This window comes from Sorangium sp. So ce887, from assembly GCF_051521455.1.
Lineage (GTDB): Bacteria > Myxococcota_A > Polyangia > Polyangiales > Polyangiaceae > Sorangium.
Genome location: NZ_CP150354.1, coordinates 3,458,799 through 3,478,521 on the forward strand (window position 1 = coordinate 3,458,799; position 19,723 = coordinate 3,478,521).

12 protein-coding genes are annotated in these 19,723 nt (G+C 70.2%); 8 read left to right on the plus strand and 4 right to left on the minus strand.

Features of this window, described 5'->3' with window-relative positions; translation table 11 throughout:
* Positions 1-74 precede the first annotated feature (74 nt).
* The 8 genes from WMF36_RS13105 to WMF36_RS13140 all read left to right on the plus strand — a co-directional run bounded on the left by WMF36_RS13105 (position 75) and on the right by WMF36_RS13140 (position 6,988).
* Positions 75-374, plus strand: a complete 300-nt coding sequence (locus WMF36_RS13105) for a hypothetical protein (RefSeq protein ID WP_437579927.1) — start codon at positions 75-77, stop codon at positions 372-374.
* On the plus strand, positions 368-1,153 hold the full coding sequence (locus tag WMF36_RS13110; protein WP_437579928.1) for a hypothetical protein: 786 nt from the start codon (positions 368-370) through the stop codon (positions 1,151-1,153). The genes WMF36_RS13105 and WMF36_RS13110 overlap by 7 nt, the downstream gene beginning before the upstream one ends.
* 167 nt (positions 1,154-1,320) lie before the next feature.
* Positions 1,321-2,559, plus strand: a complete 1,239-nt coding sequence (locus WMF36_RS13115) for a hypothetical protein (protein ID WP_437579929.1) — start codon at positions 1,321-1,323, stop codon at positions 2,557-2,559.
* Positions 2,556-2,795 (plus strand): hypothetical protein, encoded by a 240-nt coding sequence (locus WMF36_RS13120; RefSeq protein ID WP_437579930.1) that lies wholly within the window; start codon positions 2,556-2,558, stop codon positions 2,793-2,795. Before WMF36_RS13115 ends, WMF36_RS13120 begins: the two co-directional genes overlap by 4 nt.
* A 255-nt stretch (positions 2,796-3,050) precedes the next feature.
* Positions 3,051-3,809, plus strand: a complete 759-nt coding sequence (locus WMF36_RS13125) for an SDR family NAD(P)-dependent oxidoreductase (protein ID WP_437579931.1) — start codon at positions 3,051-3,053, stop codon at positions 3,807-3,809.
* A 257-nt stretch (positions 3,810-4,066) separates the two neighbouring features.
* Positions 4,067-5,062, plus strand: coding sequence for an aldo/keto reductase (locus tag WMF36_RS13130; protein WP_437579932.1), 996 nt, complete (start codon positions 4,067-4,069; stop codon positions 5,060-5,062).
* Between the two features lie 241 nt (positions 5,063-5,303).
* The gene (locus WMF36_RS13135) at positions 5,304-5,543 is read left to right on the plus strand and encodes a ComEA family DNA-binding protein (RefSeq protein ID WP_437579933.1); all 240 of its coding nucleotides are present in this window, start codon (positions 5,304-5,306) and stop codon (positions 5,541-5,543) included.
* Between the two features lie 455 nt (positions 5,544-5,998).
* Positions 5,999-6,988: a lipase family protein gene (locus WMF36_RS13140; RefSeq protein WP_437579934.1), complete on the plus strand. Its 990-nt coding sequence runs from the start codon at positions 5,999-6,001 to the stop codon at positions 6,986-6,988.
* A 534-nt stretch (positions 6,989-7,522) separates the two neighbouring features.
* Here the strand turns inward: WMF36_RS13140 and WMF36_RS13145 are convergent.
* The 4 genes from WMF36_RS13145 to WMF36_RS13160 all read right to left on the minus strand — a co-directional run bounded on the left by WMF36_RS13145 (position 7,523) and on the right by WMF36_RS13160 (position 19,654).
* A complete protein-coding gene (locus WMF36_RS13145) occupies positions 7,523-9,544 on the minus strand; it encodes an ATP-binding protein (protein WP_437579935.1) in 2,022 nt (673 codons plus the stop codon).
* Positions 9,541-15,804 carry an AAA family ATPase gene (locus WMF36_RS13150; RefSeq protein ID WP_437581902.1) on the minus strand — a complete coding sequence of 2,088 codons (6,264 nt, stop codon included), beginning with the start codon at positions 15,802-15,804 and terminating at the stop codon, positions 9,541-9,543. Before WMF36_RS13150 ends, WMF36_RS13145 begins: the two co-directional genes overlap by 4 nt.
* A 513-nt stretch (positions 15,805-16,317) precedes the next feature.
* Positions 16,318-17,685: an RNA polymerase sigma factor RpoD/SigA gene (locus WMF36_RS13155; protein ID WP_437579936.1), complete on the minus strand. Its 1,368-nt coding sequence runs from the start codon at positions 17,683-17,685 to the stop codon at positions 16,318-16,320.
* Positions 17,686-18,010: 325 nt separating this feature from the next.
* Positions 18,011-19,654, minus strand: coding sequence for a ribonuclease J (locus WMF36_RS13160; RefSeq protein ID WP_437579937.1), 1,644 nt, complete (start codon positions 19,652-19,654; stop codon positions 18,011-18,013).
* Positions 19,655-19,723: the final 69 nt, after the last annotated feature.

A 19,723-nucleotide genomic window follows, 5' to 3' on the forward strand; every position in this document is an offset into this window, starting at 1 on the left:
CCGAGGCATCGTTCGGATGACCGAATGCCGTATTCTCCCGCGGCATCTCGGCTATCCTGGACGCCGCCCGGCCGATGTCGACCCCACGCGACCGCAAGCGAACGCGCCCCGGCCCCGGCTCGCCGGCGCTCGTCCTGCTCGCCGTGCTCCTCGCGGGGTGCGCCGCCAGCCCGAGCAGCGCCCCCGGCCATCCGGACCGCGCGGCGCTCGCCGGGAGCAGGCCCGCGGCGCAGCGAGGCCAGGTGCCGGTGACGGTCACGGCCGACCGCGGCGCCCTGCGCGACGGCATCGTCTCCCTCGGCGCGCCGTTCCCGCGCGGCTTCCTGAAGTACATGGGCTACCGCGCAGAAGGCCGTTCTCCCCAGCCATGCTGAACACCCTTCTCCGCCTCTCCCCGCTCCGCCCCGCCGTTCGCTTCGAGACCGTCCAGCGGCGCGACTTCACCGAGCAGCGCCTGCGCGAGCTCCACACCCTCGCCAACGCGCTCATGGCCGAGGACTTCGATCACTTCCGCGTCCACGCCGAGACCAACGATGTCGTCCATGTCTTCCGCCGCGCCGACTCGGGCGCGATCGTCGGATTCCAGTTCTGGAAGACCGCGCCCCTCGCCCTGCCGCGCAGCCGGGCCATCGTCGGCGGGAAGCTGCGGATCTCGCCCGAATTCCGGACCCGCGGGCTGCACCTCGCCTCCGGACTCCTGTTCTTGATCGAGACGAAGCGCCGCGCGCCGCGGACTCGCCTGTACCGGCTCTCGCTCGCCAGCCTCTTCGGGTTCGTCTCCATCACCGAGGCGCTCGCGCGCTACGAGCTCTTCGATCCGAAGCGCCGGGGTACCGCCGAGGACGAGGCCGTGCGCGAGGCGCTCCTCACGCTGGCCAGGGAGAGCGACTACCGCGTGGACGACGAGACCGGCCTCGTCTTCGTCGACATCTTCATGACCGAGGAGACGCTGCGCCGCTATCCAGCGCGCTACTTCGACCGCCCTGCCGCGAGGCGCTACGCCGCGGTCAACCCCGGCTTCCGCACGAACGGCTGCTACGTCGGCTTCTGGTTCCGCTTCACCAGTGATAACCTCCTCGCCATGACCCGCGCGGTCGTGAGGAAGCTCTTCCGCCGAGTCGCCCCCGGCCATCCGCCGCCCGACGCTCGATAGCGTATCGCGATGGCGGCGCGATGGCCCTGCGGAACAGGCGATCCTCCAATCCGGCCACCCTCGCGCTGTACGGGATCGGCCATCCGGCGCGAAAATCCCCGGGACCTCCTCCGATCCGCCACATCTCGCGCGCGGCCCGGCCACGGCGCCGCGCCACGCTCCGTCTCATGACCGACCTCTCTCCCACCGGCGTCGTGGTCCGCCCGGGGGCCGCTGGCCGCCTGCGCCGGCTCGGCGCCGCCGCGCTGTCCCTGCTCGTCGCGACGGCCGTCTGGCTTCCCAGTCTCCAGCTCTTCTTCCGGCACGAGCCGGGCGAGCACCGCGCTTCCGGCGCGCTCTCGCCGCGCGGAGAGGCGCTGCTCGCGCATCAGCTCTCGCTCTGGGACGAGGACGGCGCCGCGCAGCACGCGGCGCTCGCGCGGATGCGGGCCACGAACGCCGAGTGGGATTTCATGGGACGGACCTTCCTCGTCCTCGGCCTCGCCAACGCCGCGCTGCGGGATCCAGGCGCCGAGGCGCGCCACCTCGCCGTCATCGACCGGATCGTCGACGAGACCCTCGCGCTCGAGCGCGAGCGGGGGATGCTGCACTTCATGATGCCCTACGCCACGCGGGGGCCGTTCGTGCAGCAGCCTGCGCGCAGCCTCTTCGTGGACGGCGAGATCGCGCTCATGCTGGGCGCCCGCGCGCTGGTCGCGCGCCGCGCCGATCACGAGGCCGAGCTCGACGCGCGCGTCGCCGAGATGCGGTCGCGCATGGAGCGGAGCCCCATGCTGTCGGCCGAGAGCTACCCCGACGAGTGCTGGACCTTCTGCAACACGCTCGCCCTCGGCGCGATGCGCATGGCCGACGCGCTGCGCGGCGAGCGCCGAGGCCTGGATCTCGGCCGCCGCTGGCTCGCGGTGGCGCGCGCCCGCCTGGTGGACCCGACGACGGGGCTGCTCGTGTCGAGCTACACCCACGACGGCAGGATCCTGGACGGCCCGGAGGGATCGTCCCTCTGGCCTGTCGCGCACGCGCTGCTCCTGATCGACCCTGATTTCGCGCGCGATCAGTACGCGCGGGCGCGCCGTGAGCTCGGCGCGGAGCTCCTCGGCTTCGGCTGGGCGCGCGAGTGGCCGCGGTCCTGGTCCGGCCCGGAGGACGTGGACTCGGGCCCGATCGTGCCCCTCGTCGGGGCCAGCGCCGGCTCGAGCGGCCTCGCGCTGCTCGGCGCAGCGGCCTTCGGCGACGCGCCGTACCTCGGGGCGCTGCTCACCTCGCTCGACCTGGCCGCGTTCCCGATCCGCGAGGGCGGCCGGCTGCGCTACGCCGCGAGCAACCAGGTCGGCGACGCGGCGCTGCTCTATGCGCTGAGCTTCGGCCCGCTCTGGCAGCGGATCGCCGCCGCGGGAGGCGCCCCGTGAGCCGCCTGCTCGCCCTCGGCGCCGCGCTGCTCGTGGCCGCCTTCGCCGCCTGCCACCTGCTCGGCCTGCGCGAGCACGTCTCCGTGCTGAGCGGCACCGCCCCGCCCGGCAGCGGGGGCGACGCCTCGCTCGGCGTCGCCTACGCGCTCTCGTGGTTCGGCGGCGTGGTCTTCGCGCCGATCCTCGCGATCGCGGCGGGCGTGCTCGCGGCCGTCGATCGGCTCCGATCGCGATAGGCGGGCTGCTCTGCCCGCAGCACAGCGGCAGCAGCCTGCTGCCTGCGAAACAGGCGAGCCGCCGGGCGGGCTTGCATGGCGCGACGCCGCCCGGAGGCGCGCCGCGCGCAGGACGACAGGGCGACGCGCAGGCCGGCGTGCGCCATTCCACCTGCGGAGGTGGGGAGAAGAGCATGGAATGAAACGTGCTCTGCCGCGACTCCCGCGACGCGCGAAGACCCATGCGTCGTGTCTGCGGATGAAAGGGAGCTGATCTTGGACCTCGAACTCACCGGCAAGCGGGCCATCGTCACCGGCGGTAGCCGTGGCATCGGCAAGTCCATCGCGCGGGAGCTGGCGCGCGAGGGCGCGGACGTCGTGATCGCCGCGCGCGGCAAGGACAAGCTGGAGGCGACCGCCGCCGAGCTCTCGGCGGAGACGGGCCGCCGCGTCGTCCCGCTGGTGGTCGACACAGGCAACGAGACCTCGGTCAACGCGCTCGTCGAGCGCGCCGTCGCCGCGCTGGGCGGCGTGGACATCCTGGTCAACAACGCCGCCTTGCCGGGCGGGATCTCGCCCGCCACCCGCCTCGACCAGATCCTCGACGCGCAGGTGATCGAGGACATCAACATCAAGGTCGTGGGCTATCTGCGGACCGCGCGCGCCGTCGCGCCGCACCTCATCGCGAACGGCTGGGGCCGCATCATCAACATCGGCGGGCTGGCCGTGCGCAAGACCGGCCGTCCGGTCGCCACCCTGCGCAACGTCGGCGTGGCGGCGATCACGAAGAACCTCGCGGATGAGCTGGGCCCGAAGGGGATCAACGTCACGGTCGTGCACCCCGGCGCGACGCGCACCGAGCGCACCCGGTCCGAGTCCGAGAAGGATCTCGCCGCCTCGGTGAGCATCGGTCGCATCGTGGACGCCCGCGAGGTCGCGTGGGTCGTCACGTTCCTCGCCTCGCCGAGGAGCGTCGCGATCAACGGCGATGCCGTCGTCGCCGGCGGCGGGAGCGTCGGGCCGATCTATTACTGATCTGCCGCCGCTCGGCCATCGAGGGGACCGTGACGCCGAGCGGCACGGAGCCCCGGCGGAACAACTACAGAGGCACGGAGAGCACAGGTCTCGGCATCTCTCCCTCTCTCCCTCTGAGCTCTCCGTGTCTCTATGGTTGAATCTGTCTCTCTCCTTTCTTCCCAAGACGCTTCACTCCGCTCGGCGTGCCCGGTTGACATCCCGAGCCACCCTGCCCGAAACTCCACGGGCAACTCCCGAAGAAATCACGGAACACCATGACCCTCCCGACCACCCGCCTCGGCCGTACCGGCCTCACCGTTTCTCGCCTGTGTCTCGGCACGATGACGTTCGGCTTCCAGACGGACGAGGAGACCTCCCGCGCCATCCTCGACAAGGCCGCCGGCGCCGGCGTCAACTTCCTCGACACGGCCGACGTCTATCCGCTGGGCGGCGGCCTGGAGGCCGCCGGGCGCACCGAGGAGATCGTCGGCCGCTGGCTCAAGGGCAAGCGCGACCGCTTCATCCTCGCCACCAAGTGCGTCGGCCGCGTCGGCCCGAACGAGTGGGATCAGGGCGCCTCGCGCAAGCACATCCTGGACGCCATCGACGCCTCCCTGCGCCGGCTCGGCACCGACTACGTGGATCTCTATCAGCTCCACTCCGACGACCGCAACACGCCCATCGACGAGACGCTGGAGGCGCTCGACACCGTGGTTCGCTCGGGCAAGGCGCGGTACATCGGCGTATCCAACTACCTGGCGTACCGCCTGGCGCGCGCGCTCGGCCGCTCCGAGGCGCGCGGGCTCGCGCAGCTCGTGTCCGTGCAGCCGCGCTATGCGCTGCTGTTCCGGGAGATCGAGCGCGAGCTGCTCCCGCTCGCGCAGGAGGAGGGCCTCGGCGTGATCCCGTACAACCCGCTCGCCGGCGGGTTCCTCACGGGCAAGCACCGCCGCGGCGAGCCGACGCCGGGCACGCGCTTCACGCTCGGCGTGGCGGCGACGAACTACCAGCAACGCTACTGGAACGAGCGCGCGTTCGCGACCGTGGAGAAGCTGCAGGGCATCGTCGCCGAAGCAGGCCAGTCGCTCACGACCGTCGCCGTCGCGTGGGTGCTCGCGAACCCGGTCATCACCTCGGCCATCATCGGCGCCAGCCGGCCCGACCAGCTGGACGCCACGCTCGCCGCGGCCGAGCTCGCGCTCGATCCGCAGCTCAAGGCCCGGCTCGACGAGGCGACGGCGGAGTTCCGCCGCGGCGACGCGCAGCGCTGAGCCCAGTCGCCGAAGTGCTCCCCGCCATGGCGCCGCCAGGGCCCGCAGCCAAGCCTGGCCCACTCCTGAGCAAGCTGGCAGTCGCCGCCGGCGCCGTGCAGCCCCCGCGCCGAGCGGCTGGTCGGTCCGGTCCCGCTGTTCGACGGCGCGGAGCCCCTCCCCATCGCAAGCACGCTGCACCAGGCTCTGGGTGGGTAAGGGCCAAACGACCGCAGTCATAGAGCTTGGCCGGAGGGCGCGAATGGCTGACACGACCGACATCAACAAGGCGGGCGCGGATGAGTTTCAACGGGTGAGCCAGGTGAGCGAGCAAGGCGCGCAGATCATCGTTCAGAAGCGCGAGGAGCTGGGGGGGTTCAGCAGCTGGGAGCAAATCCAACAGGTGACCGGCATCAGCAATATGATGATAGAGAGTCTGAAGGACGCGGGCTTCTACGTGGAGCACGCGAGCACGCCGGCGCGCCGTACACAGCGTCGGTGATGCAGCGAACGAGCAGCCTGAGGCTGCTCTTGAGGCTGGGCGCGTCGAGACACCCGACGAGGCCTTGAGCGGCATGGGTCAGCCCCGCCGGGGAGAGAGCGCGGTGGGGCTGTTGTTCGCCGCGGCGAAGCGGCTTCGTTCGACACGGTCGCGACGCGGCTTCGTCCATGCCGCCCCGTCCGCCCTGGTCGCTTGACGCGCGCAGGCACGCAGGTTGGCATCGCGGACCTGCCGGGGGTAGGCTCGTCGAGCGCGCACACAGGATCCGTGGCAAGGTGCTTGCCCGCCCGGCTCGCACGAAGCGGCGTACTGGGAGGCCAGGCAGCTTGATGACGGGAGGGCTCATGACCGATTCCATCGTTGCCACGCCGTGTCTGGAGATAGCGGGGCCGTCAGCGACCCCCGGACCGGATGCCGAGGCCGAACCATCCGCTGAACAAGGCACGATTCAGAGGATGTTGCGGGTGGACCCGGCGATGCGCGAGCCCGACGCCGAGGCGACGCTCATCCTGTCCCTGGCATCGGCGTGGATGTACTCGGATCTGGACACGCTGGAGAAGGCGATGGCCGTCTACGGCGACTGGGACCTCGCGAGGATCAGCGTGCGGAACGATGCGCTCTTCCTGGCGAGCGACGTGTGCTTCATCCAGAGCAGGTGCAGGCGGCTTCTCATCCTGTGCGTCAAGGGGACCGACCCGGGGAACCTCTTCAACTGGCTCACGGACGCGAGCGTCGCGTCGCAGCGATTTTATTCGCTCGGACACGTCCACGGCGGCTTCGCCCGCAACGTCGATGTGATGTGGTCGATCATCGAGAAGCATCTCGGCGCGGCGCTGCGCGGCGAGCACATCCGTGATGTCCTCCCGGGCACCGAGGTATCCCCGCGCCCCGACGTCGCGTCGACGCCTGCTGCCGGGCCTGCGCCCGAGGCCCAGGGCAAGCTGGAGGCGCTTTTCATCACCGGTCACAGCCTGGGCGCAGCGATGGCGGCCCTCATCGCCGCGCGCCTGTTCACGGACAGCAGGTACGGGGAGCTCCGGCAGCGGCTCCGCGGTGTCTACACCTTCGGGCAGCCCATGATCGGCGACGCGGGCTTCGCTGCCAAGGCCGGAGAGCTCTTCGGGGACAGGCTGTTTCGATTCGTGTATGCCAACGACATCGTGCCGCGCCTGCCGCCGCTCTCGACGGGGTACTTCGTGCACTTCGGGAGGGCGTACCGCTCGAGGGGGCAAGGGTGGACGTACGAGGGCAAGATCGCGGGCCAGACGCGCACGCTCCTCGTGAGCGCGGCGGTCGGCATCTTCGCCTGGGTGAAGGATCAGCTGCCCATCATCCGATGGGTGCCGGTGCCGTTCTCGTGGGGCGATCACTCTCCGGCCAACTACGTGGAGGCGTCGCAGCTAGGTACGGCCCAGCCAGCCATCTTCCGATTCAGGCTTGAGTAGGCGGGCACCGCGCCAGAGCACGGGAGCGCCCGCGTCCGTCGCCTCCACCAGCGCGCGAGGCGGCAGCGACCGGAGGGGCTGTGATGAACCAGGAGACCCTCGCTCCAAGGACGGTTTTCCAGGGCCGATACGAGATCCTCTCCCTGTTCCGGGAGAGCAGGCTCGCGGTCGTCTAACCTACTGCATGCCCGTCGAGCGGAGGGTAGAGCTCCTTCGCGTGCCCGAACCCATGGCCCGAGCCGACCGGGAGGCCTGCCTGCGCCGCGTCGAGGAGGCCCGCGCGGCTGCCCTGGAATCCCAGCCGGACTCCACTGGCTCCCGTTCCCCGCATTAGAAGACCAATGCAGGTGCCCGACGAGGCGCTTGACCTGTGTGAGAGCTCTATGATTTCCCAAGCCGCACGAGCGCAGGATCAGGCGCCGGTGTCCGGCGGGGCGACCCGGGCACGCCCGTGGATCACGCCGCGAGGCGCAGCATGGCCACGGTCGTCGGCGCCGCGGTGGTCAGGTGGATGCCCACGGCCGGCTGCCCTGGCTATGCGTAGTGGTGCCCCGCGCCCTCGGTCGACAGCGGCAGCTCGACGCAGAAGGTCGAGCCCAGGCCGACCTCGCTCGACAGGCGAATTCGTCCGCCGTGCGCCTCGACGATGGTGCGCGCGATAAAGAGGCCGAGCCCGAGCCCCCCATAATGCCGCGACGAGACGCCGCGGCGAAATCGCTCGAAGAGCTGCGTCCGCACCTCGGCCGGGATCCCGATCCCGTGGTCCGTCACCGAGAGCCGTGCGACCTCACCTTCCGCGGTGATGGTGATCTCGATCGGCGCGCGTTCCCCGAACTTGATGGCATTGGTCAGGAGGTTGGTCACGACCTGTTCCAGGCGGTACCGGTCCCACCAGCCGGTGACCGGCTGCTCCGCGCGCACAGCGAGCGCGCTGCCCGACTGCTCGAGCTGGTTGCCGAGGTGGGTGACGATCTCGGCGACCAGCTCGCGCAGATCGACGGGCGCCCGGTCGAGCTCGAGCCTCCCCGCCTGGATCCGGGAGACGTCGAGGAGCATGTCGACGAAGTTGGCGAGGCGCTTGATCTGGCGGCCGGAGAGGGCGACCGCCGATCGCACACGCGCGACGTCCATGCCCCGCGAGAGCCTTTGCCCCAGCGATTGAATAGAGAGCTGCAGGGTGGTGATCGGAGTGCGGAGCTCGTGCGAGGCGATGAGGAGGAACTCGTCCCGCAGGCGGATGGCCTCCTCCGCCGCCGCGCGCGCGCGCCGCTCGTCCAGGAGGAGCCGATCGCGTTGCTGCTCGGCGTGCACGCGCGCGGTGATGTCGCGGAAGCTCCAGACCCGCCCGGCCACGCGCCCTCCGAGGCGCTGGGGCTGCGTATAACACTCGAAGATCCGCCCGTTCCGGAGCGGGAACGTATCGAAGGCGCTCGCCTCGGGATCGGTATAGAGGTCCTGGACGCTTTGCAGGAATAGCTCGGGCTCGCGGAGCTGGCCGCCGGCGAACGCGAGGAACACGTCGGCCGATCCGCTGGCGAGGACATCGGTGGGAATGCGCCACATCTGCTCGAGCCTGTGGTTATGGCGCACGATGCGCCTCGCGCCGTCGACGACCAGGATGCCGTCCGCCGTCGATTCGAGCGTAGCCTCGAGGAGCGAATAGGAATGGCGCAGCACGTCCTCGGCGTGCTTGCGGGAGGTGATGTCGGTCGAGATACCGCAAATGCCCTCAGGTTCTCCGGCGGGGCCGCGGAGCGGGAACTTGAGGGAAATGTACGTGCGTACGCCGTCGCTCTTGGGGGCCAGCTCGTCGAGCTCGATGGCCCGATTCTGCTGCAGGACGAGAAAATCGTTGGCGCGATACTCATCGGCCTGCTCGCGTGGGAAGACGTCGCGGTCGGTCTTGCCGATGACCTGCTCGCGGCGCATCTGGAAGAGCTCTTCGAACCCGCGGTTGACGAGCATGTAGCGCCCCTCGATGTCCTTGGCGAAGACGACGGCGGTCGTGTTGTCGACGATGGCCTGAAGCAGATGCTGGCTCTCGCGGAGAGCGGCGTTCGATCTGGCCAGCTCGGCCGTGCGATCTCGCACCCGTCGTTCCAGCTCTTGATGGGTACGCTGCAACTCCGCGTTCCTTTCTTCGAGCTCATTTTGCGCCTCGCGCAGGCTCAAGTGCGTCTTGATCCGCGCTATCACCTCTCCAGTCTCGAATGGTTTGGTGATGTAATCGACGCCCCCCGCCTCGAACCCCACGAGCTTGTCAGCCGCGTCGGAAAGACAGGTCATGAAGAGCACCGGGATGTCCCGGGTGCTTTCAGCTGCCTTCAGGCGCCGGCACGTCTCGAAACCGTCGATATCCGGCATCACGACGTCCAGCAGAATCAGGTCGGGTTGCATGAGGCGGGCCCGCTCCAAAGCCTCTTCACTGTCCTCAGCGATGAGCACCTGATGACCCATGCATTCCAGATGATCCATCAGCACGGTGAGATTGGCTGGCACGTCATCCACGATCAGGATAGTGTAGGTGCGAGCATCGGATGCTGTGGCTCTGCTCATGGTCGCTGGTCGCCCCCGATGCTCCGCGGCTCCACCCCCAGCCTCGCCTTCGGCTCCACCCCCTGCAGGTGCTCCTCGACCAAGCTGCGGATCGCCTTGGACTGGCAGCCCTGCGCCAGGCGATGCAGGCGGTCGGCGAAGGGGCGATAGCGTTCGTCGAGGGTGGTCAGGTAGGCCGCCCGCTTTCGGATGTCGCGCATGTTGCCGTTCAGGGCCAGGGCATGCAGGACTTCCATCTCCTCTCGGGGCGGCGCCAGGAGCTCCGCGTCCGCCCCGTCCCCGGCTCGCTCCTCGGCCGGTCTGCCATAGACCCAGGTCAACCCGAGCTGGGCGCCGATGATCCGCAGCAGGCTCTCCTGGTCGATCGGCTTGGCGAGGAAGGCGTCGGCGCCGGCTGCGACGCTCTCAGTCTGGTCTTCCTCGTTGGCGCTCGCGGACACCGCGATGAACGGCAGCCGCGCGAGCCCCCGAGCCTGGCGATCGCGACGAATGCAATGGATGGCTTCCGGGCCGCCCATCACCGGCATGACCAGATCCATCACCACCAGATCCGGCGACGCCGCCATCGCCTGATCGAGGGCCTCCGGGCCATTGGTCGCCTCGCAGACCTCGAAGCCCAGGCCGCTCAGCAGGTCCGAGAGCACCGCCCGATTGACCACCACGTCGTCGGCAACCAGCACCTTCCGGCGCGGCCCCTCGTAGCCGATGGCGTCCCGCTCGGAGGGCCGGAGGGGTGCTGCGATCTCGGCCACTGGCAGGGTCACCTCGAACCAGAAGCGGCTGCCTTCGCCGGGCCGGCTTTGCACGTGGATCTCGCTGCCCATGAGGTGCACCAGATGGCGGCTTATCATCAGCCCAAGGCCGGTCCCGGCGCGGCGCCGCACATCCCCCACCCGTTCGAAGGGCTGGAAGAGCCTCGCCAGCTGCTCCGGCGTCATTCCGACGCCGGTATCCTCCACCTCGAAGCGCAGGCGCGCCGCGGTCCCATCCTGGGCCAGCCCCTGCACCCCGAAGCGCACCCGCCCCCGATCGGTGAATTTCACCGCGTTGCCCAGGAGGTTGAGCAGCACCTGACGCAGGCGCTTCTCGTCGGCCAGCACCGCCTGGGGCAGGTGGGGCGTGGTCTCATAGGTGAAGTAAAGGCTCTTCTGCTCCGCTCTGACGCGGATGATGTCGGCGACGACCGTGACGAAGGTCGAGAGATGGATCGGTTCGGGGCAGAGATCGAACTTGCCCGCCTCGATCTTGGCCAGGTCCAGGAGGTCGTTGATGAGGGTCAAGAGGTGCTGGCCGCTCTGCTGGATGGTATTCAGCCCCGTCGCCTCGCGGCTCTCGAGCCCCGGGGAGCGCTTGAGGATCTGGGCATAGCCGAGGATGGCGTTCAGTGGCGTGCGCAGCTCGTGGCTGATGTTCCTCAGGAACTCGGTCTTCGCACGGCTCTCGGCTTCGGCCGTCTTGCGGGCCTGGCGTTCCGCTTCGGCCTGCTTGCGCTCGGTGATGTCGGTGGAAATGCCGCAGACGGCATAGGGCTGCTGCGCCGCGTTGCACAGCGGGTATTTGAGGGCGATGTAGGTGTGCAGCCCCTCGTCCTGGGGGACCTCTTCCTCGGCCTGCAGCGCCGCTCCGGTGGCCAGCACCTCCTGGTCGACGGCGCGGAAGGCATCGGCCCGCTCCCTGGGGAAGACATCGTAGTCGGTCCGGCCGACGATCGCTTGCTCACTGACGTGGAACAGCTCGGCGTAGCGCCGGTTGATCATCAGGTAGCGCCCCTCGAGATCCTTGAGGTAGATGACCGCTGTCGAGTTATCTACAATCGACTGCAGCAGCTCTTTGCTGTCCCGCACGGCCTGCTCCGCTCGCCGGCGTTCGCTGTTCTCCTGGAGCAGGTCGGCGTAGAGCGTGGCATTGGCGATCGATATGGCGGCCTGGGCCGAGAGCAGCTCCAGCACTGAAAGCCGGTCCGGGGTGAACGCGCCGGCGACGAGGTCGTTTTCCAGGTAGAGCAGCCCCACGAGCTCCGCCTGCCGCAGGATGGGCAGGCAGAGCGCGGATTTGGGGCGCCGAGAGAGGTAGTCGCCGGCGATGATCGGATTCCGTGCCGTCCCGTCGTCCAGGATCACCTTCTCCCGGCTGTGCCGGACGTAGTTGAGGAGGGACGCCGGCAGGTCCGAAGGGGAGGCTTCGGGCTCGTGGGGAATACGCACGTCGATCTGGGGCCCCTCCGCCTTCGCCTCGGCAGCCAAGAACAGGGTCTCGGCGCGGGCGAGGAGCAGGCAGCCCCGCCTCGCGCCGGCGTTCTTGACCAGGATGCGCATGAGCGCGTCGAGCAGGCGGTCGAGGACGATCTCACCCGAGATGGCCTGGGAGGCCTTGAGCACCGAGCCGAGATCGAGCGCGGTGCTGGCGGGCGCGGCGGCCTCCGGGCACGTCGCGCCGAGGAGGATTTCGCTGGGGACGAGGTCGGGGTACGCGCGCTCGAGGCGCCGCATCGCCTCGGTCGCGCCCCAGCGGCCGTAGAGCCGGTGGGCCTCGGTCAGGTAGGCGCGGGCGATGGTGGTCTTGCCGAGAGCGCGAAAGGAGAGGCCGGCGAGCTCGTTGGCGAGCGCCTCGTCATGGAGGTAGCCGCCGCGCTGCGCGAGGGCGATCGCCTCGTCGTAGCGATCGCCGGCGGCCCGCGCGTCACCGCGGGCGCGCTCGAGCTCGGCGCCGAGCAGCACGCTGCGGTGCGCCAGGTTCTCCGGACACAGGCTCGCCCAGCGCGAGAGCCTCTCCGCGAAGAACTCCGCGCGGGCGAGGAAGAGCGCGCGCTCGTCCGAGGAGACCCTGTCCGCCGCCTGTGTGAGCGCGATGCCGGCGTAGCCATGGAACGCGGGGTTGGCGTGCCAGGCCGCCACGGCCGGGATCTCGATGTTCAGCGTCAGCGCGAGGCGTGCTGCGTCCTCGAACGCGCCCTGGAACACGCCGAGGAGCACGACGAAGAAGTGGGCGAAGAAGAGTGAAGCCTGGTTGTCGATCCGGCGGGCCTCCTCCACGACCTCGTCGATATCGACCCACTCGCCCTTGAGCGCGGCGGGGCGCGCCGTCTCGACCGAGAGCTGGTGCGCGAGCTGTCCGACCGCGCCGGTCACCCAGGTGATGGCGTTGGACTTGTCGAGCCGGTGTATCGGCTGGTAGCCCGCCGTCTCGGCGAGGAGGTCGGAGAGCGGGAGGCCGCGCAGGAGGCTGTTCGTGCTCAGGTTGACCGTGTTGTAGAACGCCCAGATATACTGGCCGGTCTCGAGTCCGGCGTGCATGCCGACGCGCAGCGTCTCCCTGTAGGCGGCGTAACCCTCCTTCCAGTGCTGAATGAAGGCACCCCACATGTTGCAGAGCATCGACTCGGACTTCTTGTCCGGGTACCGCTCGGCGAGCTCTACGGCGATTCGCGCGAGTCGATAGCCGAGCTCGATGTCCCCGCGCGCGCAGAGGAACATCCCGAAGTTCACGCAGCCGTAGATCGAGGTCTCCGACAGCCCGTGGCGGAGCGTGTTATCGAGGATCTTGGCGACGGTGATGCCGAAGTTGCGCGAGGCGAGGAAGTAGCAGGGAACGAACAGCTCCAGGAGCACGTCCTGCATGGCGCCGATCTCCGGGTCCCGCAGCGGCGGCAGGCCCCGTAGCGCCTCGACCGTTCGCTCCCGGACCAGCTCCATCGTCGCGTCGATCTGGGCGTCGACCATGGCTTGGTCGGGGAAGAGGGGCAGGTCGAGCCCGAACGGGCGCAGGGCGGCGAGTCCCTCCGCGAGCGCGGCGGGCAGGTCGTTCTTGAGCACCTGCACGTTCATCTTGAGCCGCAGCACCTCGGTGCGATCGAGCCGGCTCGCAACCCGCTCCAGGCAGTCGGAGAGGATCGCCAGCGCTTCGTCGTGCCGGCCGCTGAGCGAGAGCATGAGCGCGGTCTTCTTCGCGTACTCGAGGCGGAGCGGGTGCTGCGACGCCCAGGCGTCCTCCGGGAGGCGCAGGAGGCCGAATTGCAGGTAGCGCAGCGCGGCGCCGAAGGCCGCCGAGTCCGCGGCGCGGCCCGCGGCCTCGAGGCTCATGCGAGCGAGCTGCAGGCGCTCCGCGGGGGCCGACACGAGGTCGCCTGCGCTGTTCAGGTGGCCGACGACGTCGAAGAGGCTCTGGCTGTCCGAGAGCTCCAGCTTGTCCGCGAGCAGCCGGCCGATCCGGAGGTGGAACGCGGGCCGGTACGCCTCCGGGATCATCCCGTAGACGCCCTCCTGGACCTTGTCATGGGCGAACCGGTAGCGTTCGCGCCCGGCGATCACGTGCCCCTCGCTCACCGCGGGATCGAGGCGGGCGTACGCGTCTTTCGGCGAGCATTCGCTCAGCGCGGCGAGCACGTCGAGGTCGAACCGGTTGCCGATCGCCGCGGCGAGCTTGAGCGCCTTCACCGTCGCCGGTGGCAGGCGCGCGATGGTCCGCACCATGAGGTCGACCACGTTGTCCGTGTACCCGAGCGCGTCGATCGCGGCGAGGTCCCAGCGCCAGCCCGATCCGGTCGTATACGCGAGGACGCCATGGTCGTACAGCGACCGGACGAACTCCTTGACGAAGAACGGGTTGCCGCCGGTCTTCGTCTGCACCGCATCGGCGAGCGGCCCGCAGTCGCTGCGCTTGAGGCTGTCCGAGAGCATCTCGATCAGGTGCGGGCGCGCGAGCGGGCCGAGGACGATGTTGCATACGACGAGCCCGGCCTCCTCGATGGCCCGAACGAACGGGTGCGCGGGCGATACCTCGTTGTCGCGGTAAGCGCCGCAGAAGAAGAGCGCCTCGAGCGAGGTGTCGGCGAGGAGCTCGCGGAGCAGCCCGAGGCTCGCGGGGTCGATCCATTGCAGATCGTCGAGGAACAGGACGAGCGGGTGGGCGCGGCGCGCGAACACCGAGACGAACTGCAAGAAGCACCGGTTCAGGCGGTTCTGCGCCTCGAGCGGGCCGAGCGTCGGGACGGGCGGCTGCGCGCCGATCACATGGGAGAGCGACGGGATGACGTCGCAGACGACCTGCGCGTTCGGCCCGAGCGCCTCGAGGATCGCGCTCCGCCACCGGGAGATGCGCGCCTCACTCTCGCTGAGGATCTGCCGCACGAGGCCGTCGAACGCCTGGATCACCGCGCTGTAGGGCGCGTCGCGGTTGTACTGATTTGATTTGCCGCTCGTGAAATAGCCCTTCTGCCGCGCGAGCGGCCGCAGGATCTCCAGCACGAGCGAGGTCTTGCCGATGCCCGAGTAGCCGGAGACGAGGACGCTCTCGCGGCTGCCCTCGAGCGCGCGCCCGGACGCGGCGGTGAGCGCCTCGATGTCCTGCTCGCGGCCGTAAAGCTTCTGGTGGATCCGGAACAGGTCCTGGCGATCGCGCTGGCCCGCGACGAAGGGCTCGATCGTCCCTGTGCCGCGCAAGGCCTCGCGGCAGCGGTCGAGGTCGGCGAGCAGGCCCTCGGCGCTCTGGTAGCGGTCCTCGGCGTTCTTCGCGAGCAGCTTGAGCACAACGCCGGAGACGGCCTCGGGGATCGTCGGGTCGACGCGAGACGGCGGCGCGGGCGCGAGGGCGAGGTGCGCGTGGATGAGCTCCATCGGGTCCAGGGACTCGAAGGGGCGCTGACCCGTGAGCATCTGGTAAAGGATGACGCCGAGCGCGTAGAGGTCTGTCCGGTAGTCGACGCCGCGGTTCATGCGGCCTGTCTGCTCGGGGGAGACGTAGGGCAGCACGTCGGCGATCACCGCCGGCGCGTAGAGCCGTTCGTGCGCGCGGGTGATCTCGGCGTCGACGCCGAAGCTCGTGATCTTGACCGCGCCGCGCGCACCGACGAGCACGTTGTGCGGGCGCAGATCGCGGTGGATGAGCCCCGCCGCGTGCACCGCGGCGAGGCCTTCGGCGAGCGCCGCCGCGAGATCGAGCGCCTCGCAGATCGGCATTCTGCACGACGGGCGCGCGGCGAGGATCCGCGCGAGATCGCGGCCCGGGAAGTCCTCGAGAACGACCATCAGGGCGCCGGCGCGCTCCTCGACGCCACGCAGCGCGACGAGGCGGGGTGAGGCGAGCTGCGCGATGCGCTCGCACTGGTGCTTGAAGCGCGCGACCTCGGCCCGAGTGGCTCTTTCCGCGCGCAGGACTTTCAGCAAGACCGGGACGTCCTCACCCTCGCGGCACGCGCGAATCAGGCTAAAATCGGCGGTTTCCTCGATCTTCTCGCGGAGTGCATAGCCTGTCCCGACGATCATCGACACCCCTGCTCGCTCGCCAGCGTAATGCAGCTCACGCGACCCAATATAGGCGGGAGGGGAGACTTGGCACAGGGATTGGGCCGCACCACCGGGGCTTGGCGCTGCCCACGCCCGCCCGCTCGCGCGCCGCGACAGGAGCTTTCACCGAGCTCAAGCCTCCACTTGTTCCGTGGTGGACTGTTCGATAACTTTCTTTAACGTAATCACGAAGCATGCCGCTCAACCCAGCGGTGCATCTTCTGCCGCGTGCAGCAGCATCTGAACGGGTGAGCGTAAAGCTGGTCGTACTCCCGCCAACTCGTGTCCAGTTCGCTAACGAACTGCTGGCGGCTCTTTCAGCTGCAGTGCCCTATGCGTCGGCGGAGAAAGCGCGTGATTCCAGGCGAGCAGAGAGGATGTCCTTCATGAGCGTCCTTCGGGTGAGCGAGCGCTACCATCACCCGCAGGAGAGCTCCTGTTCACGGGCTTCGTGCAGCGGAGCACCCTCGCGGCACCCGCTCGCCCGGATCGTCAACCCCCGAGCGGCGTGTCGAGCGCCTGCCTGCGCGACAGCGTCCGGAGCTTGCTCAGGGCGTTCTCCTCGATCTGCCGGACCCGCTCCCGGCTCACCGAGAACATGCCGCCGATCTCGGCGAGCGTGTGCGTCTGCTCGCCGTCGAGGCCGAACCGGAGCCGGAGCACCTCGCGCTCGCGCGGCGTCAGCGACTCGAGCAGCGAGCGAACCTGCGTGTGCAGGCGGCGGTGGACCAGGAGCTCGTCCGGCGCCGCATCCTCGCTCGCGAAGAAGTCGCCCGCGCGCGCACCGTCGTCGTCGTCCCCGACCGGGGCGTCCAGGTACACGAGCGGCAACGCCATCTCCCGCAACGTCTGGAGCTTCTCCATCGACAGCCCGCTCCGCTCGGCGACCTCCTCCGGCGCCGCCTCGCGCGCGTTCTCCTGCTCCAGCTCCTTGCGCGCCTGCAGCGCCCGGCGACGGGTCTCGGCGAAGTGGACCGGCACCTTGATGACCTGGCCCTGATAGATCAGCGCGCGCGCGAGCGACTGCTTGATCCACCACGTGGCGTACGTGCTGAACCGATAACCGCGCCGGTAATCGAACTTCTCCGCCGCGCGCATCAACCCGAGGTTGCCCTCCTGGATGAGGTCGAGCAGCGGCACGCCGCGGTGCCGCAGCTGCCGGGCGGCCGCCGCCACGAGCCGCAGGTTCGCGCGGACGATGTCGGCCCTCGCCGCCGCCGCCGCGCGGCGGGCGCCGCGCATGGCCGCCAGCGTCCCCTCGATCGCCTCCCGGCCGGGCCCGTCGGCCGCGGCCGCGGCCTCGCACAGCGCGCGCTGGAGGCGCTCCTCCACCGCGGGGCCCAGGCGCACGTCGGTGAGCCCGGCCGACAGGTCGGCCCGGGCGCGCTGCCCGCCCGGCTCGGCCTGGCCGGCCTCCGCCGCGGACCGCGCGAGCCCGAGCAGCCGCGCGAGCCGCACGGACGCCGCGTCGCGCAGCTCGTCGTCCGCGTCCGCGTTCAGCAGCAGATCGCTCGCGCCCAACCGACCTTCCTGCAGGTCGTCCGCGAGCGCCGCGAGCTCGCGCAGCGCCACGGGCGACGCGACCCAGGCCTCGATCCCCGCGCGATCCGCCGACTCGATCCGCCGGCCGATCTCCACCTCGAGATCCCGGCTCAGCGGCGCGTTGCGCGAGATCTCCTGAAGGTAGATCTCGGTCACGTCCTCGCCCGGCCGCGCCGACGGCGCAGCTTGCCCGCCAGCAGGCGGCTCCCGTCGCGACGGCGCAACCCGGCCGAACCCGGCGTCGAGCTGCACCTCGGCGCGCGCGTCCCGCTCCTCTGGAATTGTCGTTTCGGTCTCGCCCGCCAGGAGCGAGCTCATGGGCCTCTCCTTCATCTCGATCGCTCCACCATGGTGCCGCGCCGCGGTGGTCCGCCCGGCCTCGCACCGGAGCACGAAGCCCTGGGGGACAATCCCCAGGAGGGACCACCAAACGACGCCGGCCGTGCCACGGCAGAGCAAAGGGGCTCCGCCGGTCCGTGCACCGTAATCACTCGCCGCGCTCGGGAAAGGGGCCAGCGCATGGAGGCTCCAGATTGCCTGCCAGAGCAGCCCCGCGCCAGGTCGCTCCTGGTTCGCGCTCGCGTTCGCGCTCGCGTCCGCGCTCGCGTCCGCCTTGGTCCGCCCGGTCGAGAGCCGCCGGACGTCACAGCAGCACGGCGAGGGGGAGCACGGCAGGGCGCCGTGAGGCCTCGCGCCGGAACACCCGCCGCACGCCGCGGCTGAGCGCGTCCTCCAGCGCCGGTCCCAGGGTGCGCGCCGCCGGCGACAGCGCCGCGAGCGCGTCGCGCGCGCTCTCGAGCGCGGCAGCGAACAGCGGGCCGCCCTCCTCGAAGTGCGCCACGCCGCGCCCGAGGAGCTCGGGGCCGCGCAGGATCTCGCCCGTCTTGCGGTCGGCCACCACGAGCACCATCACGAGGCCCTGATCCGAGATCTGCTCGCGCTCGCGCAGCACGATCTGGGAGACGTCGAGCCCGCCGCGCGCGTCGAGCCACACCCGCCCGCTCTTCACCGCGTCCCCGGTGCGCATCTGGCCGGCCTCGATGACCAGCGACTCGCCGTCCTCGATCACGAAGACCCCCGACGCCGGCACGCCCATCCGGAGCGCCGTGCGCGCATGGGCGAGCAGCATCCGGTACTCGCCGTGGATGGGGACGAAGTGCTCCGGCCGGACCGCGTCGAGGAGCATCTTCTGCTCCTCGGCCTGGGCATGGCCGCTCGCGTGGATCGGATCGAGGCCGCGATCGATCACCACGGCGCCGCGCCTCGCCAGGCGGTTGGCGAGCTGGCTGACGGCGATCTCGTTGCCGGGGATCGCGCGCGACGAGAAGATCACCGTGTCACCCGGGTCGACCCGCAGCCGGTGGTGGTCGCCCACGGCCATGCGCGCGAGCGCGCTGTTCGGCTCGCCCTGCGCGCCCGAGGCGAGCACGATGAGGCGCTTGGGCGGGAGCGTGGCCGCCGTGGCGTCGTCGACGAGCACGCCGGGGGGGATGGTCAGGATGCCGATCTCCTGGGCGATCCGCGTGTTGGTCGCGAGGCTGCGCCCGGCGAGCACGACCTTGCGGCCGAGCTGGGCGGCGAGGTCGAGGACGCTCTGGACCCGGTGGACGTTGGAGGCGAAGAGCGCGACAAGGATGCGCCCCTTCGCCTCGCGAAACGGCCGGACGAACCCCTCGGCCACGGCGGTCTCGCTCACCGACCAGCCGTCGCGCTCGGAGTTCGTGGAGTCCGACAGGAGGGCCACCACGCCGGCGCGGCCGTACTCGGCGAAGCGGCCGAGGTCGAGCCGATCGCCGCCCACGGGGGTGAGATCGATCTTGTAGTCGCCGGTGTGGATGACGATGCCCTCGCCCGTCTCGATCGCGAAGCCGACCGCGTCGGGGATGGAGTGGGTCACGCGCAGGGGCTCGGCGCGGAACGGGCCCGCCGTGAAGTGCTGCTGCGGCTCGACCTCGCGGAGCGGCACCTCGATGCCGTGCTCGACGAGGCGCTCGCGCACGAGCCGGAGGGTGAAGCGCGTCCCGTACACGGGGACCGGGAACTCGCGCAGCAGCGACGGCAGGCCGCCGATGTGATCCTCGTGGCCGTGCGTCACGAGCACCGCGTCGACCCCGCCCGCCTCGCGCACGTAGCTGAGGTCGGGGATCGCGACCTCCACGCCGAGCACCTGGTCGTTGGGGAACATGACGCCGCAGTCGACGAGCACGCGGCGGCCCCCCTCCTCGATCAGCATCGCGTTCATCCCGACCTCGCCAAGGCCGCCGAGAGGAATGATCCGGACTCCCATGGGCGCGCAGCCTAGCATCCTCGATCGCGCGAATACTCCCCCGCCGCCATCGCCGCGCGCGCGACCGGC